The organism is Streptomyces sp. NPDC097129, from assembly GCF_055668065.1.
This window is the reverse complement of record NZ_JBVOQE010000001.1, coordinates 634,349-658,892: the sequence shown is the minus strand read 5'-3', so window position 1 is coordinate 658,892 and position 24,544 is coordinate 634,349. Positions and strand designations below refer to the sequence as shown.

22 protein-coding genes are annotated in these 24,544 nt (G+C 70.8%); 11 read left to right on the top strand and 11 right to left on the bottom strand.

Annotated elements, in window-relative coordinates; translation table 11 throughout:
• Positions 1-3 precede the first annotated feature (3 nt).
• Together AC0B9F_RS03005 and AC0B9F_RS03000 are read right to left on the bottom strand one after the other, a co-directional pair.
• Positions 4-1,239, bottom strand: a complete 1,236-nt coding sequence (locus AC0B9F_RS03005; RefSeq protein ID WP_471998456.1) for an MAB_1171c family putative transporter — start codon at positions 1,237-1,239, stop codon at positions 4-6.
• Complete coding sequence (locus tag AC0B9F_RS03000) at positions 1,236-1,808, bottom strand: toxin-antitoxin system, toxin component family protein (RefSeq protein ID WP_471998455.1); 573 nt, start codon at positions 1,806-1,808, stop codon at positions 1,236-1,238. Before AC0B9F_RS03000 ends, AC0B9F_RS03005 begins: the two co-directional genes overlap by 4 nt.
• A gap of 267 nt (positions 1,809-2,075) precedes the next feature.
• Here AC0B9F_RS03000 and AC0B9F_RS02995 point away from each other — a divergent pair, with 267 nt between their 5' ends.
• From AC0B9F_RS02995 to AC0B9F_RS02965, 7 genes are all read left to right on the top strand, one after another.
• The gene (locus AC0B9F_RS02995; protein WP_471998454.1) at positions 2,076-3,425 is read left to right on the top strand and encodes an extracellular solute-binding protein; all 1,350 of its coding nucleotides are present in this window, start codon (positions 2,076-2,078) and stop codon (positions 3,423-3,425) included.
• Positions 3,422-4,360, top strand: a complete 939-nt coding sequence (locus tag AC0B9F_RS02990) for a carbohydrate ABC transporter permease (protein ID WP_471998453.1) — start codon at positions 3,422-3,424, stop codon at positions 4,358-4,360. Before AC0B9F_RS02995 ends, AC0B9F_RS02990 begins: the two co-directional genes overlap by 4 nt.
• Positions 4,357-5,220 (top strand): carbohydrate ABC transporter permease, encoded by an 864-nt coding sequence (locus AC0B9F_RS02985; RefSeq protein ID WP_471998452.1) that lies wholly within the window; start codon positions 4,357-4,359, stop codon positions 5,218-5,220. Before AC0B9F_RS02990 ends, AC0B9F_RS02985 begins: the two co-directional genes overlap by 4 nt.
• 22 nt (positions 5,221-5,242) lie before the next feature.
• Positions 5,243-6,208: an arabinan endo-1,5-alpha-L-arabinosidase gene (locus tag AC0B9F_RS02980; protein WP_471998451.1), complete on the top strand. Its 966-nt coding sequence runs from the start codon at positions 5,243-5,245 to the stop codon at positions 6,206-6,208.
• Between the two features lie 109 nt (positions 6,209-6,317).
• Positions 6,318-7,832, top strand: coding sequence for an arabinosylfuranosidase ArfA (gene arfA / locus AC0B9F_RS02975; protein ID WP_471998450.1), 1,515 nt, complete (start codon positions 6,318-6,320; stop codon positions 7,830-7,832).
• A gap of 186 nt (positions 7,833-8,018) precedes the next feature.
• A complete protein-coding gene (locus AC0B9F_RS02970; protein ID WP_471998449.1) occupies positions 8,019-8,783 on the top strand; it encodes an alpha/beta hydrolase in 765 nt (254 codons plus the stop codon).
• Between the two features lie 16 nt (positions 8,784-8,799).
• The gene (locus AC0B9F_RS02965) at positions 8,800-9,261 is read left to right on the top strand and encodes an RrF2 family transcriptional regulator (RefSeq protein WP_471998448.1); all 462 of its coding nucleotides are present in this window, start codon (positions 8,800-8,802) and stop codon (positions 9,259-9,261) included.
• A gap of 96 nt (positions 9,262-9,357) precedes the next feature.
• On the opposite strand, the gene AC0B9F_RS02960 is transcribed toward AC0B9F_RS02965, so the two are convergent.
• Entirely contained in the window at positions 9,358-10,008 is a 651-nt protein-coding gene (locus AC0B9F_RS02960; RefSeq protein WP_471998447.1) for a hypothetical protein, read from the bottom strand.
• A 204-nt stretch (positions 10,009-10,212) separates the two neighbouring features.
• On the opposite strand from AC0B9F_RS02960, the gene AC0B9F_RS02955 reads away from it, so the two are divergent.
• Complete coding sequence (locus AC0B9F_RS02955) at positions 10,213-10,863, top strand: DUF4360 domain-containing protein (RefSeq protein ID WP_471998446.1); 651 nt, start codon at positions 10,213-10,215, stop codon at positions 10,861-10,863.
• A gap of 206 nt (positions 10,864-11,069) precedes the next feature.
• Entirely contained in the window at positions 11,070-12,038 is a 969-nt protein-coding gene (locus AC0B9F_RS02950) for an arabinan endo-1,5-alpha-L-arabinosidase (RefSeq protein WP_471998445.1), read from the top strand.
• A gap of 66 nt (positions 12,039-12,104) precedes the next feature.
• Here the strand turns inward: AC0B9F_RS02950 and AC0B9F_RS02945 are convergent, their stop codons facing one another.
• The 8 genes from AC0B9F_RS02945 to AC0B9F_RS02910 all read right to left on the bottom strand — a co-directional run bounded on the left by AC0B9F_RS02945 (position 12,105) and on the right by AC0B9F_RS02910 (position 22,226).
• Complete coding sequence (locus AC0B9F_RS02945) at positions 12,105-13,496, bottom strand: pyridoxal phosphate-dependent aminotransferase (RefSeq protein ID WP_471998444.1); 1,392 nt, start codon at positions 13,494-13,496, stop codon at positions 12,105-12,107.
• Between the two features lie 105 nt (positions 13,497-13,601).
• Positions 13,602-14,765 carry an aldose epimerase family protein gene (locus tag AC0B9F_RS02940; RefSeq protein ID WP_471998443.1) on the bottom strand — a complete coding sequence of 388 codons (1,164 nt, stop codon included), beginning with the start codon at positions 14,763-14,765 and terminating at the stop codon, positions 13,602-13,604.
• Between the two features lie 63 nt (positions 14,766-14,828).
• Positions 14,829-16,076, bottom strand: a complete 1,248-nt coding sequence (gene mmsB / locus AC0B9F_RS02935; RefSeq protein WP_471998442.1) for a multiple monosaccharide ABC transporter permease — start codon at positions 16,074-16,076, stop codon at positions 14,829-14,831.
• Positions 16,073-17,632, bottom strand: a complete 1,560-nt coding sequence (gene mmsA, locus AC0B9F_RS02930) for a multiple monosaccharide ABC transporter ATP-binding protein (protein WP_471998441.1) — start codon at positions 17,630-17,632, stop codon at positions 16,073-16,075. The genes mmsB and mmsA overlap by 4 nt, the downstream gene beginning before the upstream one ends.
• Before the next feature lie 32 nt (positions 17,633-17,664).
• Positions 17,665-18,771 carry a multiple monosaccharide ABC transporter substrate-binding protein gene (gene chvE, locus AC0B9F_RS02925; protein WP_471998440.1) on the bottom strand — a complete coding sequence of 369 codons (1,107 nt, stop codon included), beginning with the start codon at positions 18,769-18,771 and terminating at the stop codon, positions 17,665-17,667.
• 175 nt (positions 18,772-18,946) lie between these two features.
• A complete protein-coding gene (locus AC0B9F_RS02920; protein WP_471998439.1) occupies positions 18,947-19,915 on the bottom strand; it encodes a glycosyltransferase family protein in 969 nt (322 codons plus the stop codon).
• A 152-nt stretch (positions 19,916-20,067) separates the two neighbouring features.
• Positions 20,068-21,072 (bottom strand): zinc-dependent alcohol dehydrogenase, encoded by a 1,005-nt coding sequence (locus AC0B9F_RS02915; RefSeq protein ID WP_471998438.1) that lies wholly within the window; start codon positions 21,070-21,072, stop codon positions 20,068-20,070.
• The gene (locus AC0B9F_RS02910; protein ID WP_471998437.1) at positions 21,069-22,226 is read right to left on the bottom strand and encodes a mandelate racemase/muconate lactonizing enzyme family protein; all 1,158 of its coding nucleotides are present in this window, start codon (positions 22,224-22,226) and stop codon (positions 21,069-21,071) included. The genes AC0B9F_RS02915 and AC0B9F_RS02910 overlap by 4 nt, the downstream gene beginning before the upstream one ends.
• A 200-nt stretch (positions 22,227-22,426) precedes the next feature.
• Between AC0B9F_RS02910 and AC0B9F_RS02905 the strand changes: the two genes are divergently transcribed.
• A complete protein-coding gene (locus tag AC0B9F_RS02905) occupies positions 22,427-23,215 on the top strand; it encodes an SCO2400 family protein (protein ID WP_471998436.1) in 789 nt (262 codons plus the stop codon).
• Between the two features lie 127 nt (positions 23,216-23,342).
• On the top strand, positions 23,343-24,491 hold the full coding sequence (locus AC0B9F_RS02900) for a serine hydrolase domain-containing protein (protein ID WP_471998435.1): 1,149 nt from the start codon (positions 23,343-23,345) through the stop codon (positions 24,489-24,491).
• Positions 24,492-24,544: the final 53 nt, after the last annotated feature.

The window sequence follows — 24,544 nt, the reverse complement described above, 5'->3', positions numbered from 1 at the left end:
CAGCTACCTCGTGCCCTGCGCGGAGCCGAGGCCGGCGGCGCGGGCGCGCACCTCCTCCAGCGCGTCCCGGCGGCGCAGCGCCCGCGAGACGGCGCCGATCTCCCTCAGCAGCCGCGCCGTGTCCACACCGTCGGCCCCCGCCTCCTCGCCTCCCTGGCTGCCGCGCCCCGCCTCGACGGCGTCCACCAGGGCCACCGCGGCGGCGAGCGCCCGCGCCCCGTCCGGCGGGTGCCCGAGGGCGACGGCGGCGTCCTCGGCCCGGCGCCGCAGGTCCTCGTCGAGGTGGCGGGCCAGCGGCAGCAGGACGTCGCGGATGTACGTCTCGCGCCGGATGAGCCGCAGCTCGGGCGCGGCGCGCAGCACGCGCGGCACACCACCGCCGTGCAGGGACCGCAACAGCTGGTACAGCGGGGCGAGTTCGCGGTGGGCGAGCCGCATCCGCCAGCGGTCCTGCAGGTACTGCCCGATGTGCGGCAGGATGAAGCCGACGGCGATCAGCACGGCGGACAGACCGGCGACCGGCGGCGCCGCCTCGGTGGAGAGCCGGTCCAGGTCGTGCCCGGTCCAGCGGGCGGCGACGGCGGTCAGCTTCGCGGCGTCGAAGACGAGGTTCATGGCGTAGCCGCCGCCGAGGAAGACCAGCCCCCAGCGCAGCCAGCCGTCGAGGCCGTCGGCGCGCACCCAGTTCCACAGCAGCCGCGAGGTGATCAGGACGGCCACGCAGTGCGCGAGGAGGTAGAGCAGGATCTCCTCGCGCATGAACGGCGTGGTGGCGTAGTAGGTGTCGAGGTCGCGCAGCCGCTCCACGGGCACGTCGGCGAGGGCGAACAGCGCCCACAGGGCGACGATCACCGCGCCGTAGGAGGTGAGGACCAGGCGCCGGGCGCGGCGGGTGGTCGGCGAGTGCTGGGGCAGGCCGTTGCGCCAGGCGATGATCAGCAGCAGGCAGGACCCGCAGAACGCGGTGAGCAGCGAGTAGACCAGCGGCGCGGCGATGTTGGGCACGCCGGTGACCCGGTTGGTCCAGGCGATGGTGGACGGCGCGACGAACACGAACACCGAGCAGGCCAGCAGGAGCAGGCCGCCGACCGCGCGCAGCAGCGGGTCCTTCCACAGCCGCACGATGGTGGGCAGTTTGACGGCCAGCGCGGAGGCGAGCACCAGCGTCGGGATCCACCAGAACGAGGTGTAGAAGTCGGTCACGAACGCCGACGGGGTGAGCGCCAGCCGTAACGTCATCGTGGGGCCCGTCCGCGCCGGTGGTAGCCGAGGGAGCGCTGCAGCGGGTCGGCCGGGCGCCCGCCGGCGGGGCCGGTGACGAGGTCCCGGCACAGTGCGGCGAGCCGGTGACCGAAGTCGTCGGCCTCGGCCTCGTCGCGGGAGCGGGAGCCACCTCGGGCGGCGGCGCCGAGCGCGAGGCCCTGCCAGCCGGGCCGCCCGGCCAGCGCACGGGCCGCGGCGGGGGTGGCGACCTGGTGCCGGTGCCCGGCGTGCAGATGCCACAACTCGTGCCCGAGGACGACCAGTTGCTGCACCTCCTCGGCGCGTTCCTCGACGATGACGAGGTCGAAGTCCGCGAACTCCACCCACAGTCCGGTCACCCCGATGCCGTCCGGGAACTTCTCGAAGCGCAGCTCGACGGGCCGTCCCCCGCGCCGGCGCGCCATGGCCGCGCACAGCGCACGGCACAGCTCCCGCACATCGGCGGGGGGTTCACCGGACCGGCGTACGGCGGTGGTGAGGGAGGCGGCGAGCGCGCGCATGGACGAGCGGTGCCGAAGGCGTCCCGGCAGCGCCGTGATGCCCATCCCGCCCTCCTTCCGCCGCCGCTTCCAGGGTTGTTCGAGCCTACGTGGCCGGGCGTGTCCGCGTCACGCGAACCACCGGCCGGGAGCGCGGGGCGGGTTGATTACGTTTCGACAACCCGGGTCGAAGTCGTGTCCGAACCATTGACGTCCCGGCGCGACGACCTTACGTTCCCGTTCGAAGTTACGAGCGCCATTCGAAATACCGAACATATGGGGATGGCGCTGCGGGCACAAGGGCACGAAGCCCTCGAAACGTAAGGGCAGGCAATGGGACGACCTGGCCTGAATCGCAGGCACCTTCTGGCCACCGCGGGCGGCCTCGCCGTCGCGGGAAGCTTCGGCTTCGCGGCCCTCGGCACGGGCGCCGACGCGCTCGCCGCCGGCGCGCGCACCCGCGTGCGCTACTGGAACCTCTTCAGCGGCGGCGACGGCTCCAACATGATCGCCATGCTGGACGCCTTCCGTGAGGAGAACCCCGACGTCGCGGTCAAGGACTCCACCCTCCAGTGGGGCAACCCCTTCTACACCAAGCTCGCCATGGCGGCCGCCGGCAACCGCGCACCGGAACTCGGCGTCATGCACCTCGGCCGCGTACCCGGCTTCTCACCGGGCCGTCTGCTCGACCCCTGGGACGTCGGTCTGCTCGCCAAGTACGGGGTCCACGAGAAGGACTTCAACCCCGCCCTGTGGAAGCGCGCCGTCGTCGACGGCAAGCTCTACGCCCTCCCGCTCGACATCCACGTCCAGCTCTGCTTCTACCGCAGGGACGTGCTGAAGAAGGCGGACCTGATCGGCGACGACGGCCATCTCGTCCCCGTCACGTCCACCGGCGAGTGGTTCGACGTCCTGAAGAAGGCGAAGAAGGTCACCAAGAGCGGCCTGCAGACCATCGGCCTGTGGACCAACGACCAGAACTTCCAGTGGTGGTTCTTCGTCGCCTTCTACACCCAGCTCGGCGGCACCTGGTTCAACGCCGCGAACACCGAGGTCACCTTCGACGCCGACAAGGCCACCGAGGTCCTGGAGTTCCTCCGCCGCCACGTCACCGACGGCTACGTCATCCCCGGCGCCCCCACCGGCGAGCAGTTCGTCAACGGCGCCCCCTTCACCTGGGAGGGCAACTGGTCGGTGCCGGTGTTCTCCGGCGCGAAACTCGACTACGGGGCGACCCCGCTGCCGCCCGTCTTCGGCAGACGGGCCACCCACGCCGAGTCCCACTCCTTCGTGCTGCCCCACCAGTCCGGCCGCGGCGGCGCCACCAACGAGGGCGCCCACCGGCTCGCCGCGTACGTCGTCAAGCACGCCCTGCAATGGGCGGCCGGCGGCCACATCCCCGCGTACACGCCGACGCTGTCCACGGCCGCGTACCAGAGGCTCACCCCGCAGCACGAGTACGTCAGCGCCATGGACCACCAGGCCACCGAGCCGAAGGTGTGGTTCGCGGGCTCCACCGGCATCCTCGCCCAGGACCTCGGCCCGATGGTCGTCTCCTCCACCATGGGCTCCGCCAAACCGGACACGGTCGCCCGGCGGATGAGGACCGGACTCGTGAAGCTCCTCGCCTCGAAGAACCCGATGGACGGCCACACCGCCGCGCAGGGAGGTGCGGTCGCATGACGACCAGCGCTCAGACCGTCGTCGCACCGGTGCGGACGAAGACCGCCACCGCCGGCGCGACCGCCCGCCGCAAGCAGGGCTTCCAGCACGGGGCCTGGTTCGTCGCCCCGTTCCTCGCGCTCTTCGCGCTCTTCGTGATCTGGCCGCTGCTGCGCGGCATCTACCTCAGCTTCACGGACGCCAACGTCTCCGGCGAGAGCGCGAACTTCATCGGCCTCGGCAACTACCGCGAGGCCCTCAACGACGCGGCCATGTGGGACGCGCTCGGACACAGCGCGTACTTCACCCTCCTCGTCGTCCCCTGCATCACCGTCCTCGCCTTCGGGCTGGCGATGCTCGCCCACCACATCGAACGCGGGAAATGGCTGTGGCGGATGTGCTTCTTCGCCCCGTTCCTGCTGCCCTCCACCGTCGCCGGAAACATGTGGCAGTGGCTGTTCACCCAGGGCATCGGCCTGTTCAACCAGACCCTCGGCATCGACACGCCCTGGCTCACCGACAAGTCGTACGCCATGCTCGCCATCGTCATCGAGACCCTGTGGTGGACGGTCGGCTTCTCCTTCCTGCTCTACCTCGCCGCGCTCCAGGGCATCCCCGCCCACCTCTACGAGGCCGCGAAGCTCGACGGCGCGAACGCCTGGCACCGCATGGTCCACATCACCCTGCCGATGCTGCGCCACATCACCGGCCTGGTCGTCGCGCTCCAGATCCTCGCCTCGCTGCAACTCTTCGACCAGGCCGTCGTGATGATGGACTTCGGCCCCGGACCGGAGCTCAGCACCCGCTCCTTCGTGCAGTACACCCTCGAACAGGGCTTCACCAGCTACCGCGTGGGCTATGCCTCCGCGATCTCCATCATCTTCTTCGTGATCATCGCAGTCGTCGCCCTGGCGCGGATGTGGCTGCTGCGCAACCGTGAGGAGGGCGGCCGATGACCACCGCCACGACGACCGTACGCACCAGGCCCCGCAAGCGCTGGACCCCCAGCCAGATCGTCCTCACCCTGCTCGGCGTCGCCGTCTCCGCCGTCTTCGTGGCACCGATCGTCGCGGCCCTGCTCACCTCCCTGAAGTCCGAGGCGGAAGCCGCCGAGATACCGCCGCACTGGCTGCCGAAGCACGTCACCGGCCAGGCCTGGAAGGCCCTCTTCGACACCGGCAACATCACCGACTGGCTGGTGAACTCGCTCGTCGTCTCCGTCTGCGTCACCGCCATCGTGCTTCTGGTGAGCGCGCTCGCCGGATACGGCTTCGCCCGCACGGAGTTCAAGGGCAAGGCCGTCCTGATGGGTGTCGTGATGGCGGGCCTGATGGTCTCCCCGGCCGTCCTCGGGGTGCCCCTGTTCACCACGGTCCAGCAGATGGGGATGGTCGACACCTACTGGGGCATGATCCTGCCGCAGTGCGCGCCCGCCGCGATGGTCTACATCCTCTACAAGTTCTTCCAGGGCATCCCGCGCGAACTCGAAGAGGCCGCCTTCATCGACGGCGCCGGCCGCTGGCGGGTCTTCTTCACCGTCGTCCTGCCCCTGTCGCGCTCCTCGCTCGCCGCGGTCGGCATCTTCACCTTCATCGCCTCGTGGAACAACTTCCTGTGGCCCTACATGGTGACCAACAACCCCGACCTCATGACCATGCCGAACGGCATCGCCACCGTCATGAACTCCTACGGCATCCAGTGGGCCCAGCTCATGGCCGGCGGCCTGATGGCCGGCCTGCCGCTCATCGTCGTCTTCGTCTTCTTCCAGCGCCAGATCGTGGCGGGTGTCGCGCACACCGGCCTCGCCGGACAGTGAGAACTCCCGAGGAGCACCTGAGTTGAAGCGCACGCGACTCGCGACGGCCGTCGCCGCCGCCGTCATCGCCCTGATCCCGGCCACGGCGCAGGCGGACACCACCTACCCCGACCCCCAGCCCGTCACAGGTCAGCAGATCATCCACGACCCCACCGTCATCCGCCTGAAGTCCGGCGGCTACGTCGCCTACTCCACCGGCGGCGTCATCGGCGCCCGCGTCTCCGAGGACCGCAAACAGTGGGACGACGCGGGCAACGCCTTCGCCACCCCGCCGAGCTGGTGGTACGAGTACAACGACACCGGCGACCCCTGGGCCCCCGACATCTCCTTCCGCGACGGCCGCTACTGGCTCTACTACGCCGTCTCCTCCTGGGGCACCAACCACTCCGCGATCGGCGTCGCCACCTCACCCACCGGCCTGCCCGGCACCTGGACCGACCACGGCAAGGTCTTCAGCTCCGAGAAGACCGACGCCTGGAACGCCATCGACCCCGCGGTCCTCAAGGCCGACGGCAAGCTGTGGATGACCTTCGGCTCCTACTGGACCGGCATCCGCATGGTCCAGCTCGATCCGAAGACCGGCAAGGCGATCCCCGGCGCCGAGGTCCGCCACCTCGCCACCCGCCCCGACGCCCCATACGCCGTCGAAGGCCCGTACATCGTCCACCACGGCCGCTACTACTACCTCTTCGCCTCCTACGACGCCTGCTGCGCCGGCGTGAACTCCACCTACAAGATCCGCGTCGGCCGCTCCACGTCCGTCACCGGCCCGTACGTCGACAGCACCGGCACGCCCCTGCTGGAGGGCGGCGGCGATCTCCTCCTCGCCGGCCACGGCCGCTACGTGGGTACGGGCGGCGAGTCGGTCTTCAACGACCGCGGCCAGGACTGGCTGGCCTACCACTACTACGACGCGACGGACAACGGCACCCCGAAGCTCGGCCTCAACAAGCTCAGCTGGAAATCGGGCTGGCCTGAACTGACCTGAAGGGGCGCGGGGCTGCCTCGAACATGCGGCTCCGCCGCGTGGGCGCGAGCAGCCACGACGAACCGGTAGTCGCCCGAGCGACACAACCACCCACTTGGAAAGGCGAACATTGCACCCCGCCCGATTCACCCTGGACCCCGCCTTCACCATCGGCGAAGTCAACCCCCGTGTCTTCGGCTCCTTCGTCGAACACCTCGGCCGCTGCGTCTACACCGGTATCTACGAACCCGGCCACCCCACCGCCGACGAGGCCGGCCTCCGCCAAGACGTCCTCGACCTCGTCCGCGAACTCGGCGTCACCGCCATCCGCTACCCCGGCGGCAACTTCGTCTCCGGTTACCGCTGGGAGGACTCCGTCGGCCCCGTCGAGGACCGCCCCCGCCGCCTCGACCTCGCCTGGCACTCGACGGAGTCGAACCGCTTCGGCCTGTCCGAGTACATCGCCTTCCTGAAGAAGATCGGCCCGCAGGCCGAGCCGATGATGGCCGTCAACCTCGGCACCCGCGGCGTCGCCGAGGCACTGCAGCTCCAGGAGTACGCCAACCACCCCTCCGGCACCGCGCTCAGCGACCTGCGTGCCGCCCACGGCGACAAGGAGCCCTACGGCATCAAGCTGTGGTGCCTCGGCAACGAGATGGACGGCCCCTGGCAGACCGGCCACAAGACCGCCGCCGAGTACGGCCGCCTCGCCGCCGAGACCGCCCGCGCCATGCGCCAGATCGACCCGTCCGTCGAACTCGTCGCCTGCGGCTCCTCCAGCCAGGCCATGCCCACCTTCGCCGCCTGGGAGGCGACGGTGCTGGAGGAGACGTACGACCTGGTCGACCACATCTCCCTGCACGCCTACTACGAGCCCATCGACGGCGACGTGGACTCCTTCCTGGCCTCCGCGGTCGACATGGAGTCCTTCATCGAGAACGTCGTCGCGACGGCCGACCACATCGGCGCCAAGCTCAAGTCGAAGAAGAAGATCAACCTGTCCTTCGACGAGTGGAACGTCTGGTACCTGACCCGCTGGGAAGAGCGGGCCAAGACCTTCGCGCCGGACGACTGGCCGGAGGCCCCCCGCCTGCTGGAGGACAACTACAGCGTCACCGACGCCGTCGTCTTCGGCTCCCTGCTCATCGCCCTGCTGCGGCACGCGGACCGGGTGACCGTCGCCTGCCTCGCCCAGCTGGTCAACGTCATCGCCCCGATCATGACCGAGCCGGGCGGCCCGGCCTGGCGGCAGACGACGTACTTCCCCTTCGCACAGGCGTCGAAGTACGGCCGCGGGCAGGTGCTGGACGTCCGCGTCGACTCACCGGCGTACGCGACGGCGAAGTACGGCGAGACCGACCTGCTGCACGCCACCGCGGTGCGCGCCGAGGACGGGACCGTCACCGTCTTCGCGGTCAACCGCGGCCGCACCGAGCCGCTGCCGCTCCAGGTCGCCCTGAGCGGCCTGGACCTCACCCGGGTCGTCGAGCACAGCGCCCTCGCCGACGCCGACCCGGACGCCCGCAACACGCTCACCGAGCCCGATCGCGTCGTCCTGCACCAGGTCGACGGCACGACCCTCGCCGACGGCCGGCTGTCGGCCGTGCTGGAGCCGCTGTCGTGGAACGTGATCAGGCTGGCGTAGAAAAGGAGTTGTGCGGGCCCGCGCCGGCGCTGATAGCTTGCGGTCGACCGTGAGACGGACCGAGGAGGTGAGACCCATGACGGCGGTAACGATGTGGGTGCTCCCCTCTGCGACACGGTCGGGCAAGTGACATAGCCGTCACCGGGAGCGCCTGGACACCAAGGCACTCCCGGAAGGCAGCACATCATGAACTCCTTTGATTTCACCGCCCGTTCCTCGTCGCACGGCATGCTCGAACGCGACTTCACCGTAGGCGGCATCCCCGGCGTCCTCTGGTCGCCGCAGACCGGCCCCGACCGTGCGCCGCTGGTGCTGATGGGTCACGGCGGCGGCACGCACAAGAAGTGGCCGGCGATGCTCGGCCGCGCCCGGCGCCTCGTCACCGACGGCGGCTTCCACGTCGCCGTCATCGACGCGCCCGGTCACGGCGACCGGCCGCGCACCGCGCACGACGAGCGGGAGATCGCCGTCATGCAGCGGGCGATGGCCGCGGGCGAGCCCGTCGGCCCGGTCGTGACCCGCTACAACGCCCACCTGGCCGAGCGCGCCGTACCCGAGTGGCAGGCGGCTCTCGACGCGCTCCAGCGGCTGCCGGAGATCGGTCCCGAGGGCCCCGTCGGCTACTACGGCCTCAACATGGGCACGGCGATCGGCGTACCGCTGGTGGCCGCCGAGCCCCGGATCACCGCGGCGGTCTTCGGCCTGTTCTGGCCGGACACCCTGGCGGAGACGGCGCAGCGGATCACCGTCCCGGTCGAGTTCGCGCTCCAGTGGGACGACGAGCACATCCCGCGCGAGGCCGGACTCGCTCTGTTCGACGCCTTCGGCTCGCAGGAGAAGACCCTGTACGCCAACGCGGGCCGGCACAAGGAGCTGCCCCGCTTCCAGACCGACAGCGCGGTCCGTTTCTTCACCCGCCACCTGGGCCGGGCGGTGGTGCCGGCGGCCTGAGCCGCACAATGAACCCATGAGGATCTCGGCGCGGGCGGACTACGCGGTGCGGGCGGTGCTGGAGCTGGCCGTACGGCAGCAGGGCGACGACCCGCTGAAGGCGGAGACGATCGCCGCGGCCCAGGCCATCCCGCACAAGTTCCTGGAGGGGATCCTCGGCGACCTGCGCCGCGCCGGCATCGTGGACAGCCGGCGCGGCGGGGGCGGCGGCTACCGGCTGGCCCGGGAGGCGTCCGCGGTCACGGTGGCGGACGTGATCCGCGCCGTGGACGGCCCGATCGTCTCGGTACGCGGCGAACGCCCCACGGGCCTGACGTACACCGGCAGCGCCGAGCCCCTGCTCCCGCTGTGGATCGCCCTGCGCGCCAACGTCCGCAGGATCCTGGAGGGCGTCACCCTCGCCGACATCGCGGCCGGCGCCCTCCCGGAACCGGTACGGCAGCTGGCGGCGGAACCGGCGGCCTGGGAGAACCCGTGAGCCGGCCCCGCCGGGCGTCCCGCAGGACACGTGAGAACCCCTGAGCCCCTGAGTCAGCCCCGCCGGGGCGTCCCGCAGGGCACCTGAGCCCCTGAGCTAGCCCCGCCGGGCGTCCCGCAGGGCACGGACGAGCGCCTGATCCCCCTGCCCGAGCAGGGCCTTCTCCAGGCTGTGGTCGTCGCCCCGGTCGAGCCGCTCACCGTGCGCGAACCCGTCCGTGTCGACGACCTGCCCGCACCACTCCCCGCGCCCCGCCACATGCCCGTCGAACGGCACGACGGCGCCCTCGCCGAGGGCCACCCACCGCCCCTCGCGGTGGCGCAGGGCGAGGATGTAGGTGTGGCCGGGCACGACGCGGGGCGCGTCCCCGGTCAGCACGTCGACCCGGTCCCGGCTGCCGCGGGTGATCTTCCAGCCGGGCGCCACGTAGTCGAGGGCCGCGCCGACCGCCGGATGGGACCGCGCCCGCGACTCGTACGGCACGGACTCGGCGCGTATCCGCACCGTCCGCTCGACGGCGTACCGATAGGGGCCCAGGGCCAGCTCCCGCCGCCCGCTCTCCCGCTCGCCCACGACCTGTCCGACGACCACGACGTCGGCGTACGTCACCCAGTCCCGCGCGGTCTCGGACGGATAGGGGTTGTCCGGATACCCGCACCCGTTGACGGTGTCGACGCCGCCCCACCCGACGAGCACCCCACCGACCACCCCGGCGGCGGCCAGGGCGGCGACGAGGACACCTGCCACGGAGGAAGAGGACGAGCGGGATCTGCGCATCCGTTGATCTTGGAGGCCGCCGCGGGCCCCGGCTGTGGTGGAAGCCATAACTCCGGTCACAGCCGTGTCACAGGAGGGGGCCACGAATGGCCGGTGGCCGCCTTCACGGCTCCCTCACACATCCCCGACAGTCGGTGCGACACACTCACCCCCCACCGAACGGACGGACAGACCATGGCTGGTGGACTCCTCCTGAGCGGCGTCGTCGCCGCTCTGCTCGGCGCCGCACTACCGGCACAGCACCCGTCCTCCGGGTTCACCGACCCGCCGCCGGACAAGATCGTCATCAAGGTCGCCACGGTGAACGGCTCCGGCTGCCCCCAGGGCACCACCGCGGTCGCCGTCTCCGAGGACAACACGGCGTTCACCGTGACCTACAGCGCCTACCTGGCCCAGGTGGGCGGCAACTCCGACCCGACGGCGTTCCGCAAGAACTGCCAGCTGAACCTCGTCGTGCACGTCCCCCAGGGCTTCACCTACGCCGTCGCCAGCGCCGACTACCGCGGCTTCGCCTCCCTCCAGCAGGGTGCGAGCGGGGCGCAGAGGGCCTCGTACTACTTCCAGGGGTCACCGCAGACCGTGTACCGCAACCACCCGCTGGCCGGCCCCTACGACGACAACTGGCAGGCCACCGACGCCACGGACTGGGCCCAGCTGGTCTGGGCGCCCTGCGGGGTCCAGCGCAACTTCAACATCAACACCGAGCTGCGGCTGACCGCCGGCACCTCGGCGCCCGGCAAGGTCAGCTTCATGACGATGGACTCCACGGACGGCGACATCAGCACGGTCTACCACTTGGCGTGGAAGGAGTGCCCGGCCTCCTGAGGCACCACGGGTGGCGCGGAGGAGTTCGGTGAACGCCTCCGCGCCTCCCTTCGCTTGCGCCGCTGCCTTCCGTGACGGTCCTGGTGACGAACTTCCGTTGCCGCGTGAACCATTGACGCGCAACGCCTTCGACTCTACGGTCCCGTCCGATGACGCGATCGTCGTTCGCCATGTCGAACGGCGGACCCCACCGAAGGAGCGTCCCCATGAGCCGCACGTCCCGGAGAGCCGCCCTCCTCGCCGTCCCCGCCGCGATCCTGCTGGCCCTCGTCCCGCAGACCGCCTCCGCCTACCCCAACCCCGGTACCGTCACCGGCAGCACCGTCGTGCACGACCCGTCGATGGTCCGCACGTCCGGCGGGCGCTATCTGCTCTACGCCACCGGCGGCGGGCTCGCCTACCGCACCTCCACCGACCGGACCGCGTTCACGGCCGGGGCCGACGCCTTCACCACCAAGCCCGGCTGGTGGTCGTCGTACGCGTCGGAGGCGTGGGCGCCGGACATCTCGTACCACGGCGGCAGGTACCTCATGTACTACGCCGTCTCCACCTTCGGCTCCAACAAGTCGGCCATCGGGCTGGCCGGTTCGGCAACCGGCCTGCCGGGCTCCTGGAGCGACTACGGCGTCGTCCACACCTCCACCACCTCCAGCGACTACAACGCCATCGACCCGAACCTCTTCGTCGACGACGACGGGAAGTGGTGGCTGTCGTTCGGGAGCTGGTGGACGGGGCTCAAGATGATCCGCATCGATCCGTCCACCGGGAAGCAGTACGCCGGCGACACCACCCGGTACTCCCTCGCCTCCCGGCCCACCGGGACCAAGGCCGTCGAAGCGCCCTTCGTCGTCAAGCGCAACGGGTACTACTACCTCTTCGCCTCCTACGACACCTGCTGCGCCGGCACCAGCTCCACCTACAAGGTCAAGGCCGGCCGGGCCACCTCCGTCACCGGGCCGTACTACGACAGGAACGGGGTCGCCCTCATGAACAACGGGGGGACGCCGGTGCTGGAGTCGCACGGCAGCGTCATCGGGCCCGGCGGGCAGTCCGTCATGAACGACGTCGACGGGGACCTGATCGTCTACCACTACTACGACGGCAACGACAACGGCACCCCGAAGCTCGGCATCAACCTGCTGGACTGGAGCAGCGGCTGGCCCGTCGCCCACTGAGGCGCCCACGACGCAGCCCCCGGTTCACCTCACCCGGCTCACCTCACCCGGCTCACCCCACCCGGCTCACCCCGCCCGGCCCATCCCCGCCGCGTTCGGCCAGCCCGCCGCCGGGGCCGCCGTCAGGCCGTCCGGCAGGCCCGTCGTGCCCCGCACCTGGGCCGCCGTGAGGCCGCCCTGGGCCGGGGCCCCCGCCGGAGGCAGCGGCTGGGGCCACGGCTGGGCCGGTGGGAGCGGCACCCCCGTGCCGTTGGTCTGGCCGACCAGCCGGTCCACCGCCGCCGTGCCCGAGCTGTAGCCGTTGCTTGTGCCGGTGGCCGGCCCGGGCACGGCGGCGTCCCTCCTGGACGTCCCGTAGAGGACCGCTTCCAGGCCGGACACCAGGCGACGCACGTCCCCCTGGGGGCGCACCACGAGCCGCAGGAAGCGGCTGGAGGAACCGATCTTGTTGCCGCACTCGCGGACCAGGATCCGGTGCCCGGTGAGCAGCCGGTCGCGCACCACGGGGCCCTCGGCGCCCACGGGCAGACGCACGAAGAGGAAGTTGGCCTGCGAGGGATAGACGGTCAGGCCCGGCAGGGCCGACAGCGCGGCCGTCATCTCCAGGCGGTCGCGGCGGACCTGCTGGACGCTGCGGGCGTACTCCGCGCCGTGGTCGCGCAGCATGAACACCACGTGCTCGGCGAAGGAGTTGAGGTTCCACTTCGGCAGCATCGACCTGACCCGCCCGGCCAGGGCCGGGTTGGCCACCAGGTAGCCGAAGCGGACGCCGTGCAGCCCGAAGTTCTTGCCCAGGCTGCGCAGGACGATCACGTTCGGGCGGAGCACGGCCTCCTGGACCACGGAGGGGTCCGCCTCCGCGTCCGCGAACTCCAGGAACGACTCGTCCACGATCACCAGGTCCAGGTCCGCCATCGCGTCCAGGAACGCCACCAGCGCCTGTTTGTGCCGGTAGCCGCCGTCGGGGTTGTTCGGGTTGCAGACGACCGCCACGCGGCTGCCGCGGGCGCGGAGGAAGTCGGCGTACCGGGACAGGTCGAGGGCGAAGCCGTTCGCCTCCTGCAGCGGGAACATGTCGACCCTCTTGCCGGTCTCCATCGGCTGGTCGGTCCAGCGGCCGAAGGTGGGCACGGGCACGGCGAGCGACTCGCGGACCAGCAGATGGTCGATCCAGGTGATCAGTTCCGTGGAGCCGTTGCCCATCGCCACGCAACTCGGCGGCAGGCGCAGCAGCTCGCACAGCTCGGCGGTGACCGTCTGCGCGCTGCTCGGGTAGTACGTGAGGATCTCGGGGAGCCGGGCCGCCAGCTCCTCGAACATCGCGGGGGTGGGGAAGTACGGGTTGCAGGGGATGCAGAAGTCCAGTGGTCCCGCCCCGTCGCTCTCCCGCGTCAGCGCCGCCATCGAGGGAGTGTGCGCGGCGTGCTCACGGAACAGCGAGGTGACGTTGTCTGCCAAGGCGGCCTCCGTGTCCAAGGGCGGCCCGTGCCGGAGGAGCACGGGCCGCCCTTGTGTACGCGGGCCGGTGGGGCGCCGTTCAACACGCCCGGCGTGTCACCGACTTCACGCGGAGAAGCGGTGGACCGTCCGCGTGCGGTACGTCTCGCCCGGGCGCAGCACCGTCGACGGGAACGCCGGGTGGTTGGGGGAGTCCGGGAAGTGCTGTGTCTCCAGGCACAGCGCGTCGCCCTGCCGGTAGGTGCGGCCGGACGTGCCGGTGAGGGTGGAGTCGAGGAAGTTGCCGGAGTAGAACTGCAGGCCCGGCTGGTCGGTGGCGATCCTCAGGGTGCGGCCGGAGGCGGGGTCGCGCAGCGTCGCGACGTGCTCGGGCTCGGCGGTGATCCCCTTGTCCAGCACCCAGTTGTGGTCGTAGCCCTTGGCGAGGACCTGCTGCGGATGGCCGGCCCGGATGTCCCGGCCGACCGGCTTGGCGCGGCGGAAGTCGAAGGGAGTGCCGGCGACCCTCGCCAGTTCGCCGGTGGGGATCAGGCCCGCGTCGGTGGGCGTGAAGCGGGAGGCGGCGATCTGCAGTTCGTGGTCCTCGATGCTGCCGCTGCCCTCGCCCGCCAGGTTCCAGTACATGTGGCTGGTGAGGTTGACGACGGTGGCCTTGTCGGTGGTGGCCGCGTAGTCGATGATCCAGTCGCCGCCCCGGGTGAGGGTGTACGTCACGGTCGCCCGCAGGGTGCCCGGGTAGCCCATCTCGCCGTCGTCACTGGTGCGGTGCAGGCGCAGCCCGACGTCGGAGCCGGAGGAGAAGGGCTCCACGTCCCACACCCGCTTGTCGAAGCCCTTGGCGCCGCCGTGCAGGCTGTTCTCGCCGTCGTTCACCGACAGCTGGTGGCTCGTGCCGTCCAGGGTGAAGCGGCCCTTGGCGATGCGGTTGCCGTAACGGCCGATCAGGGCGCCGAAGTACGGGCTGGACGCCACGTAGTCGTCGAGGTTGTCGAAGCCGAGGGAGACGTTGGTCCAGCGGCCGTGCCGGTCGGGTATCTCCAGCGACTGGACGACACCGCCGTAGGAGAGGACCTTCAGGCGGGTGCCGCCGTTCTCCAGTGTCCAGCGGTACACCCTGGTGCCGTCGGCGAGCGTGCCGAAGTGTTCCTTCACCGGCCTGCGGCCACCCGGGGCGGATCCCGGGGCGGCCTCGGCCGTGCCGCCGAGGGCCGTGGCGGCGATGCCCGCCGCCGCTGCCGAGGCGATGACCGTGCGTCTGTTCAGTTCCATGGGTACGGCTCCTCACACGACGTCAAAGGAGGGGCCCCGCCCGGCCGGCGGGGCCCCGGTGACTCACGAACCGGACTTGCGCTTGTTCCACACGTCGAACCCGACCGCCGCCAGCAGGGCGAAGCCCTTGATGACCTGCTGCCAGTCGGTGCCGACGCTGAGCAGGTTCATGCCGTTGTTCAGCACGCCGAGGACGAGACCGCCGATGATCGCGCCGAGGACGGTGCCCACACCGCCGCTCATGGACGCGCCGCCGATGAACGCCGAGGCGATCGCCTCGAGTTCGTAGTTCAGGCCCGCCTTCGGGGACGCCGCGTTCAGCCGGGCTGCGATCGCCAGCCCCGCCAGGGCCGCGAGCGCGCCCATGTTCAGGAAGACGAAGAAGGTGACCTTCCTGTCCTTCACGCCGGACAGCTTCGCCGCGGGCAGGTTGCCGCCGATGGCGTAGATGTGCCGGCCGAACACCGAGTTGCGCATCACATAGCCGTAGCCGACGACCAGGGCGCCCAGGATCAGCAGCACGATCGGCGCGCCCTTGTAGCTGGCGAGCAGCATCGTGACGACGAGGATCGCGGCGACGATGGCGACCAGCTTCAGCAGGAACAGGCTGCGCGGCACCACGTCGAGCGAGAACTCCCGCTGCCGCTTGCGGTCCCGGACCTCCTGGACCACCGAGAAGACGATCAGCGCGAAGCCCAGCAGCAGCGTGATGTTGTGGTAGTTCGTGTGCGGGCCGGCCTCCGGCAGGAAACCGTTGCCGATCTTCTGCAGGCCGTTCGGGAAGGGGCCGAGGGTCTGCCCCTGCAGCAGGATCTCCGTGAAGCCGCGGAAGATCAGCATGCCCGCGAGGGTGACGATGAACGACGGTATGCCGAGGTAGGCGATGAAGTAGCCCTGCACCGCGCCGGCCACCGCGCCCGCCAGCAGGCACAGCACCACGGCGACCGGCCACGCCACATGGTGTTCCACCGTCAGCACGGCCGCGAAGGCGCCCACGAACGCGGTGACCGAACCCACCGACAGGTCGATGTGACCCGCGATGATCACCAGCATCATGCCGATCGCGAGGACCAGCACATAGCTGTTCTGCAGCACCAGGTTGGAGACGTTGCGCGGCAGCAGCAGGTCGCCGTCGGTCCACACCGCGAACACGGCGACGATCAGGCCGAGCGCGAGCAGCATGCCGTACTGCCGCATGTTGCGGCGCAGGCCGCCCGCCACCAGCTGCAGCAGGTTCTCGCCCGCCGCGCCGCGGCCCGGGCGGCCGCCCGGCGGGGCGGCCACCGGGCTCTTGGTCACTTCGGTGCTCATCGCGTCACCTCTTCGTCCTTCGTGTCCTTCGTCATCCGGCGCATCAGCACTTCCTGCGTGGCCTCGGCCCGCGGGACCTCGCCGGTGAGCCGTCCGGCGGCCATGGTGTAGATCCGGTCGCACATGCCGAGCAGCTCGGGCAGCTCGGAGGAGATGAAGACGACCGCCTTGCCCTGCGCCGCCAGCTGGTCGATGACCGTGTAGATCTCGTACTTGGCGCCCACGTCGATACCGCGCGTGGGCTCGTCCAGGATCAGCACGTCCGGACCCGCGAAGATCCACTTGCTGAGGACGACCTTCTGCTGGTTGCCGCCGGACAGCTTGCCCACCGGTTCGAACACGGTCGGCGCCTTGATGTTCATGGACTTGCGGAAGCCCTCGGCGACCTGCCGCTCCTCGTGCTCGTCGACCACGCCCCGCCTGGCGACCTTCTTCAGCGCGGTCAGCGAGATGTTGCGGTTGATCGTGTCGATCAGGTTCAGGCCGTAGTGCTTGCGGTCCTCGGTGACGTACGCGATGCCGTGCTCGACCGCCTCCGCGACGGTCTTGGTGCGGATCTCCCGGCCGTCCTTGAGGACCGTGCCGCCGGCGTAGCGGCCGTAGGAGCGGCCGAAGACGCTCATCGCCAGCTCGGTGCGGCCCGCGCCCATCAGTCCGGCGATCCCGACGATCTCCCCGCGGCGCACGGTCAGCGACACGTCGTCGACGACCTTGCGCTGCTGGTCGATCGGGTGGTGCACGCTCCAGTTGCGGATCTCCAGCGCGGGAGCCGCGCCGGCCTCCGGCTCGTGCGGGGTGCGCTCGGGGAAACGGTTGTCGAGGTCACGGCCGACCATGCCGCTGATGATCCGGTCCTCGGTCGTCTCCGCGGCCTTCACGTCCAGGGTCTCGATGGAGCGCCCGTCGCGGATGATGGTGACCGAGTCGGCGACCGTGCGGATCTCGTTCAGCTTGTGCGAGATGATGATCGAGGTGATGCCCTGGTCCCGCAACTGCAGGATCAGGTCCAGCAGTTTGCCGCTGTCCTCGTCGTTGAGCGCCGCCGTCGGCTCGTCCAGGATGAGCAGCTTCACCTTCTTCGACAGCGCCTTGGCGATCTCCACCAGCTGCTGCTTGCCGACGCCGATGTCGGCGACGCGCGTCTCGGGGTGCTCGTCCAGACCCACCCGGCGCAGCAGCTCGGTGGCGTGCCTGAGGGTGTCGTTCCAGTTGATGAGGCCGCGCCGGGCGTGCTCGTTGCCGAGGAAGATGTTCTCGGCGATGGACAGATACGGCACCAGCGCCAGCTCCTGGTGGATGATGACGATGCCGTGCTGCTCGCTCGCCCGGATGTCCTTGAACCGGCAGACCTCCCCCTCGAAGAGGACGTCCCCCTCGTAACTGCCGTACGGATGCACGCCGGAGAGCACCTTCATCAGGGTGGACTTCCCGGCGCCGTTCTCCCCGCAGATGGCGTGGACCTCGCCCTGGCGGACGGTCAGCGTGACGTCGGACAGCGCCTTGACACCGGGGAAGGTCTTGACGATCGAGCGCATTTCCAGGACGGGTCCCGCCATGGTCGTGCCTTCCAATCCTTCTCGGTACCCGGTTACTTGAGCTGGCCGGCGGTGTAGTAGCCGCCCGCGATCAGGACCTTGTCGTAGTTGCTCTTGTCGACGCTCACCGGCTGCAGCAGATAGGCGGGCACGACCTTGGCACCGTTGTCGTAGGTCTTGCTGTCGTTGACCTCGGGCTTCTTGCCGTTCAGCACGGCGTCGACCATGCCGGAGGCGACCTTGGCCAGCTGGCGGGTGTCCTTGTAGACGGTCTGCGTCTGCTGCCCGGCGATGATGGACTTCACCGAGGCCAGCTCGGCGTCCTGACCGGTCAGGACCGGCAGCGGCTTGCCGGCGGAGCCGTAGCCGTCGGACTTCAGCGCCGACAGGATGCCGATGGAGATGCCGTCGTAGGGCGACAGGACGGCGTCGACGCGGGCGCTCTTGTAGGACTTGGTCAGGATGTCGTCCATGCGCCGCTGGGCGGTCGCACCGTCCCAGCGCAGGGTGGTGACCTGGTTGAGCGAGGTCTGGCCGGAGCGCACGACGAGCTTCTTGCTGTCGATGTACGGCTTCAGGACGCTCATCGCGCCGTTGAAGAAGTACTTGGTGTTGTTGTCGTCGTTGGAGCCGGCGAACAGCTCGATGTTGAAGGGGCCCTTGCCGCTCTTCAGGCCCAGCTTGTCGGCGATGTAGTTCGCCTGGAGCTCGCCGACCTTCTCGTTGTCGAAGGAGGCGTAGTAGTCGACGTTGGGCGTGCCGAGGATGAGCCGGTCGTAGGCGATGACCGGGATGTTGGCGTCCTTGGCCTGCTGCAGCACGTTGCCCAGCGACTTGTTGTCGATGGCGGCGACGATGAGGGCCTTCACGCCCTGCGTGATCAGGTTCTCGATCTGGGAGACCTGCTGGTCGGGGTCGTCCTCCCCGTAGACCAGCTTGGCCTGGTAGCCCTTGGACTCCAGGTCCTTCTTGACGTTGTTGCCGTCGGCGATCCACCGCTCGGAGGACTTCGTCGGCATCGCGATGCCGACCGTGCCTCCCTTGGCGGACCCCGAGCTGTCCTTGCTGCCGCCCTCACCGCTCTGGCCGCAGGCGGTCAGGGTGAGGGAGAGCGAGGCGGCTGCGGCTATCGCGGTCAGTGCGGCTCTGCGGTTGCGCATGTCGTCTTCCTTGATGTCGAGCACGGCCGACTGCGGCTGTGCGGCAACGCTGTCAGGAGGGGGTGGTACGGGAGAACCGGCGAACGGTGGTGCGGGGGAACCAGCGAACAGACGAACAGACGTGTGGGATTGTGTTCGGCTCCGTCGCCTTCTGTGAAGAGGGAGTTGCGAAAATTTATGAACGTGTTTCGAACCGCTGGAGCTCACCGGGCAGCCGGGACCCCAGCGGAGCCATGTCGTCACCGGCCCCGTGCCGGGCGAGCAGGTCCAGCGCCAGCCGTCCGCGCCGCACCCGCTCCTTCGCCGTGGCCAGCGTGACCTCCCGCAGGTGGTGGCCGTAGGGGTAGATCCCGGGCGCCTTGGACAGCCCGAACTTCAGATACAGGGGCGCCCCCCGCCGGATCAGCTCGGCCACCTCGTACATCCGGATGTAGCCGCCGAGGTCGTCCGGCGCCTCGATGTACATGTCCATCGGCGCCGCCGACGCCTGACGGATCTCGGTGAGATGCGCCAGCGTCAGATCGCTCGGCACATTGACCGAGTCGGCGCCCAGCCGCTCGTATACCGCGTACGCTGCCGGGTTGACGGGGCCGATGAGCGCCGAGACCTTCAGGGTCGTGTCGGCCGGGACGACGCCCTCCACGCGCGCCCGGTGCAGCGTCCACAGCACGCCCTCGTCGGCCACCAGCAGGCACCTGACGCCCAGTTCGGTGGCGCGGACCGCGTCCTCGACGCAGCCGGCGACGGCGTCGTGGCCACGGGCGCGCAGCCCCGCCCCGCGCGAGTCGGTACGGGTCGAGCCGCCGATGTCCCAGGTGCCGCGCGGCCCGGTGAACAGGCACAGCTCGATGTCGCGTTCGGCGGTGGCCTCCACCATCTCGGTGATCTCGGCGTCGCTGAGCATCCACACGCCGCTGCCCTGGCTGATGCGGTGGATCGGCACGTCCAGCCGCGAGGCCTCCTTCAGCACCACCGCGAGCGCCTCGGGACCCTCGCACGAGGGGATCTCGGTGCGCCAGCGGCCGCCGCCGGGGAAGGTGTACGGCGAGGCGTCGGCGGGGTCGGGGGCGGGCGCGCCCAGGCCGAGCGCGGTGAGCGCGGGCTCACCGGGGCGGCGGACTGCCGTGGCGGAAGGGTCGGTCACAGGTTGTCCTTAAAGTCCTGGTGTCCAGTAACCTGGACGTTCGATATGTCGGACAAGGTTCGCGGCTCATGGCGTGCGGGGCTGGTGGTACGCCGGTACGGAGGCCGTCAGGTCGCCCCCGTACCGGCGTACGTCTTCAGCGGGGCGGTGGGCTACGGGTGCAGAAGAACCTTGCCCACCTTCGGATCGCCGGGCCCCACCAGCTCCATGGCCCGCGGGAACTCGGCGAGCGACAGCTCGTGCGTCACCAGCGGCACCGGATCCAGCAGCCCGGCGGCGAACACCCGCACGGTGTGCGACCAGGCGTCCGGCGGCGCCCCGAAGACGGTGTGCACCTCCAGCTGCCGTACGACGAGATCGGTCGGGTCGAGCCCGTCGGCGCCCGGCGCCGGGATGCCGGTCAGCACCAGCCGCCCGCCGCGCCGCAGCAGGGCGGCGGCCGTGCGGGCCGCCTCGGCGGACCCGGCGGTCTCGATGACGACGTCGAAGTCGCCCGGCACCCGCTCGTCCCTGGTCCGGAAGTCCGTGGCGCCGAACTGCCGCGCCAGCTCCTCCCGGTCCCTCCTGGTGCCCACGACCAGCAGCTCGGCCGGGGAGGCGGCCCGCAGGAACTGCACCGCGAACATGCCGAGCGTGCCGGTGCCGACCACCGCGACCCGCTCACCGGGCCGGGCGTTCGCCTTCAGCGCGGCGGCCGCGACGCAGGCGGCCGGCTCCAGCAGGGCGGCCGCCGTCAGGTCGGCGTCGTCGGGCAGCACATGCAGCAGCCGGGCGGGCAGGGTCAGCGTCGGCGCCATCGCGCCGGGCTGGGTGAACCCGGTCTCCTCGTAGCCGTCGGTGCACAGCGTGGTCTCACCGGCGTGACAGCGGTCGCACACCTGGCAGTTGCGAAAGCCCTCGCCGACCACCTTGCGGCCGGTCAGGCCCGCCGGGACGCCCGGACCCACCGCCTCGACGGTCCCGGACCACTCGTGGCCCGGCGTCAGCGGGTAACGGACGTACCCCTCGGGCCGGTTGCCCTGGTACACCTCGCGGTCGCTGCCGCAGATGCCGACCGAGTGCACCCGCACCAGCGCCTCGCCGGCCTCCGGCGCGCGCGGGGTGTGCGCGGCGAGCCGGTGCTCGCCGGGCGCCTCGATGACGACGTGGACGGTCACTGCGCGCCCTTCGGCTGCCGCTTCTCCCAGCCCTCGGCCCACAGGTCGAACCGGGCCTGCTGCTGCGGGAACTCGGCGGCCGCGTCCACGTCCAGCTCGACGCCGAGCCCCGGCGCGTCGGACAGGTGGAAGTAGCCGTCGACGACCTCGGGCGCGCCCTTGACCACCTTCTTGATCTCCGCGTCGGCGAAGTCGTTGAAGTGCTCGAGGATCTTGAAGTTCGGCGAGGTGAAACCGACCTGGAGGGAGGCCGCGGTGAGCACCGAACCGCCCACGTTGTGCGGGGCGATGAGCATGTAGTGGGTCTCGGCGGTCGCGGCGAGCTTGCGCGTCTCCCAGATGCCGCCGATGTGCCCGAGGTCCGGCTGGATGATGTCCACGGCCTGGCTGTCGAACAGCTCCCGGAACTCGATCCGGTCGTGGATGCGCTCACCCGTGGCCACCGGGATGTCCACCTTCGCGGCCACCTTCTCCAGCGCCTTCAGGTTCTCCGGCGGCACCGGCTCCTCCAGCCAGGCCGGCTGGAAGGGCGCCATCTCCCGGGCGAGGCGGACCGCGGTGGCGGGGGAGAAGCGGCCGTGCATCTCCAGCATCAGCTCGGTCTCCGGGCCGATCGCGTCCCGCACCGCCTCGATCAGCGAGACCGCGTACAGGGTCTGCTCGTGGTCGAGCTCGAAGTGCCCGGTGCCGAACGGGTCGATCTTCAGCGCCTGGTAGCCGCGCTCCACGACGCCCTGCGCGGCCTTGTGGTACGCCTCCGGGGTGCGCTCGGTGGTGTACCAGCCGTTGGCGTACGCCTTGACCCGGTCGGTGACCTTGCCCCCCAGCAGCTGCCACACCGGCACGCCGAGCGCCTTGCCCTTGATGTCCCAGCAGGCCATCTCGACGACGGCGATGCCGGACATCACGATCTCGCCGGCCCGCCCGTAGTCGCCGTACTTCATCCGCTTGACGAGGTCCTCGACGGCGAACGGGTCGGAGCCCAGGATGTGGTTGGCCTCGGCCTCCTTCAGATAGCCGAGGAGGGCGTCGGTGTGGCCCAGCATCCGGGTCTCTCCGACTCCGGTCAGCCCCTCGTCGGTGTGCACCTGGACGTAGGTCAGGTTGCGCCACGGCGTCCCGACCACGTGCGTGCTGATTCCGGTGATGCGCACGGCAGTTGCCCTCCGCTGTTCGAGATTTCGTCACACGTTCGAAATGCTGGCGTGACAGTAAGGACGGGGTGGCGGCAGCGTCAAGGGGTCCGACGGGTAACGGTTTCGAGACTTTCGGTGAGCGGACGCTTGCCTTCCCACACAACATTCACAGTGGTGCCTAGGAACGTTACCCAGGCCGCACCTAGTCTTCCCGCGTCATGGACTTCTGCCACTCCTGCCACCGCCATCTCAACGGCGCCCTCGCCTGCCCGGGTTGCGGCGTGCCGGTGGACCAGCTGCACACCCGCGCCGAGGACCCCACGGGGGACCAGCACGCCTACGAGGCGTACGACTACGGCGAGCAGGGCGCGGCGGGTCCGGCGGACCAGGACGTGCCGGACACCCCGCTGGACGCCCCCGCCGGCCGCCGGCTCCGTAACGCCTCGGCCGCGGAACGCGCCGCCGGAGGGCGCGCCGCACGACGCGGCGGGGACGGCGGGAGCCGCCGGGACCGCAAGGCGGCCGCGCACCGCAGGCGCCGCCGCCGCACCCTGCTCATCGCCGCCGGGTTCGTCCTGGCCGCCGGTGGTCTGAGCCTCGCCGAACTCGGCACCGACGCGCCGGGCTTCTCCGCCCCCGACCCGGCGGCGGCCGGTGACCAGTCGCCGGACGGCTCGGCCGGCGGTGACGCGCAGCCCGGCGCGGACGAGACGTCCCGCCCGCACCAGGTCCCGGCCTCGGACAGCCGCTCCGCGTCCCCCTCCCCGGACTCCTCCGCGTCCGCCTCGCCGTCCCCGTCCGCAAGCGCGCCCACCCCGAGCCCCGACGCGAGCGCGACGAGCGGCGCCCCGGCCGCCTCCGGCACCCCCCGCCCGGCCCCCTCGGCGTCCCGGACGCAAGGCCCGGCCCCGGCCACCTCCCGTCCGCCCGCGCCGAGCACCCGGCCTCCCGCCCCGGAACCCGAACCGTCGAAGACCTGCAACCGGTTCCTGTGGTGGTGCGCCTGAGCGAGGGCCGCCGTTGAGTCGAACGGGCGGCCGGCGCCGTACCCGTTGACGCATCACCGGCGTGGAGCACCACCGGCATGATCTCCGTCGGGCACCATGGGAGGCGGAGTCCAGGGGAGGAGAGCGGATGGGTCAGGAGATTCACGGCGCCGTGGCGGACGGCTTCGAGGCCGTGCGCGAGGAGTTCGCGGCCTTCGTCGCCAGCGAACGGCCCGACTACGAGGGCCAGGTGTGCGCGTATGTGCACGGGCGCCGGGTCGTCGACCTGTGGACGGGCAACGCGGCCGACTCCCTGTACGGCGTGTTCTCGTCCACCAAGGGCGCCGCCCACCTCGTGGCCGCGCTCCTGGTCCAGGACGGCACCCTCGAACTGGACCGCAAGGTGACGTACTACTGGCCCGAGTTCGGCGCCGAGGGCAAGGGCGCGGTGACCCTGCGGGACCTGCTCGCCCACCGGGCCGGCCTCATCGGGATCGACGCCGGGTTCTCCGCGCAGGAGCTGGCCGACGACCGGGCGATCGCCGAACGGCTCGCCGACCAGAAGCCGTACTGGCGGCCCGGCACCGCGTTCGGCTACCACGCCTACGTCATCGGCGCCCTGGCCGGCGAGGTGGTCCGCCGGGCGACGGGCCACACCCTGCAGGAGGTGTACGAGGAGCGGGTGCGCGCGCCGTACGGGCTGGACTTCTACCTGGGGCTGCCGGAGTCCGAGGAGCCGCGCTTCCGGTCCGTGCAGCCGATGACCCCGACGCCGGAGCAGCAGGCGCTGCTGGACGCCCAGCCGTCCGGGCCGCACACACTGGCCTCGATCGCCTTCAACACCCATGCGGCGGAGCCGGTGACCCTGGAGGAACACGCCAACTCCCGGCTGGTGCGCGCCAAGGGACCGGCGTCGGCGGGCGGGGTGGCCTCCGCGCGCGGCCTGGCGAAGATGTACGCCGCCGCGATCAGCGAGGTGGACGACCGGCCGCCGCTGCTGAAGCCGGACACGGTCGCCGAGGTCGGCCAGATCCACTCCGTGGGCTACGACCTGGTGTCCCGCACCCACAAGGCCTTCGGCCTCGGCTTCCACGCGAGCTCGGACCCCTGGTACCCGTTCCTGGGCGCCGGCGCCTTCGGTCACTCCGGGGCGGCCGGCTCCCAGGCCTTCGCCGACCCCCGCAGCGGCCTCGCCTACGGCTACACCCGCCGCCGGATGGCGTACCCGGGAGGCGCGGCCCCGGAGAACGAGCCCCTGATCAGGGCCGTACACCGGGCGGTGCTGGAGGCGAACTGACGCGGACGTGGCAATGCCGGGCGCGGTGACCCACCGGAAGGGGCGCGGGGAAC

Excerpts from the sequence above, each read along its gene's own strand:
- AC0B9F_RS03005 (WP_471998456.1), bottom strand. The coding sequence starts at position 1,239 with ATGACGTTACGGCTGGCGCTCACCCCGTCGGCGTTCGTGACCGACTTC.
- AC0B9F_RS03000 (WP_471998455.1), bottom strand. The coding sequence starts at position 1,808 with ATGGGCATCACGGCGCTGCCGGGACGCCTTCGGCACCGCTCGTCCATG.
- AC0B9F_RS02995 (WP_471998454.1), top strand. The coding sequence starts at position 2,076 with ATGGGACGACCTGGCCTGAATCGCAGGCACCTTCTGGCCACCGCGGGC.
- AC0B9F_RS02990 (WP_471998453.1), top strand. The coding sequence starts at position 3,422 with ATGACGACCAGCGCTCAGACCGTCGTCGCACCGGTGCGGACGAAGACC.
- AC0B9F_RS02985 (WP_471998452.1), top strand. The coding sequence starts at position 4,357 with ATGACCACCGCCACGACGACCGTACGCACCAGGCCCCGCAAGCGCTGG.
- AC0B9F_RS02970 (WP_471998449.1), top strand. The coding sequence starts at position 8,019 with ATGAACTCCTTTGATTTCACCGCCCGTTCCTCGTCGCACGGCATGCTC.
- AC0B9F_RS02965 (WP_471998448.1), top strand. The coding sequence starts at position 8,800 with ATGAGGATCTCGGCGCGGGCGGACTACGCGGTGCGGGCGGTGCTGGAG.
- AC0B9F_RS02955 (WP_471998446.1), top strand. The coding sequence starts at position 10,213 with ATGGCTGGTGGACTCCTCCTGAGCGGCGTCGTCGCCGCTCTGCTCGGC.
- AC0B9F_RS02950 (WP_471998445.1), top strand. The coding sequence starts at position 11,070 with ATGAGCCGCACGTCCCGGAGAGCCGCCCTCCTCGCCGTCCCCGCCGCG.
- AC0B9F_RS02940 (WP_471998443.1), bottom strand. The coding sequence starts at position 14,765 with ATGGAACTGAACAGACGCACGGTCATCGCCTCGGCAGCGGCGGCGGGC.
- mmsB (WP_471998442.1), bottom strand. The coding sequence starts at position 16,076 with ATGAGCACCGAAGTGACCAAGAGCCCGGTGGCCGCCCCGCCGGGCGGC.
- mmsA (WP_471998441.1), bottom strand. The coding sequence starts at position 17,632 with ATGGCGGGACCCGTCCTGGAAATGCGCTCGATCGTCAAGACCTTCCCC.
- chvE (WP_471998440.1), bottom strand. The coding sequence starts at position 18,771 with ATGCGCAACCGCAGAGCCGCACTGACCGCGATAGCCGCAGCCGCCTCG.
- AC0B9F_RS02905 (WP_471998436.1), top strand. The coding sequence starts at position 22,427 with ATGGACTTCTGCCACTCCTGCCACCGCCATCTCAACGGCGCCCTCGCC.
- AC0B9F_RS02900 (WP_471998435.1), top strand. The coding sequence starts at position 23,343 with ATGGGTCAGGAGATTCACGGCGCCGTGGCGGACGGCTTCGAGGCCGTG.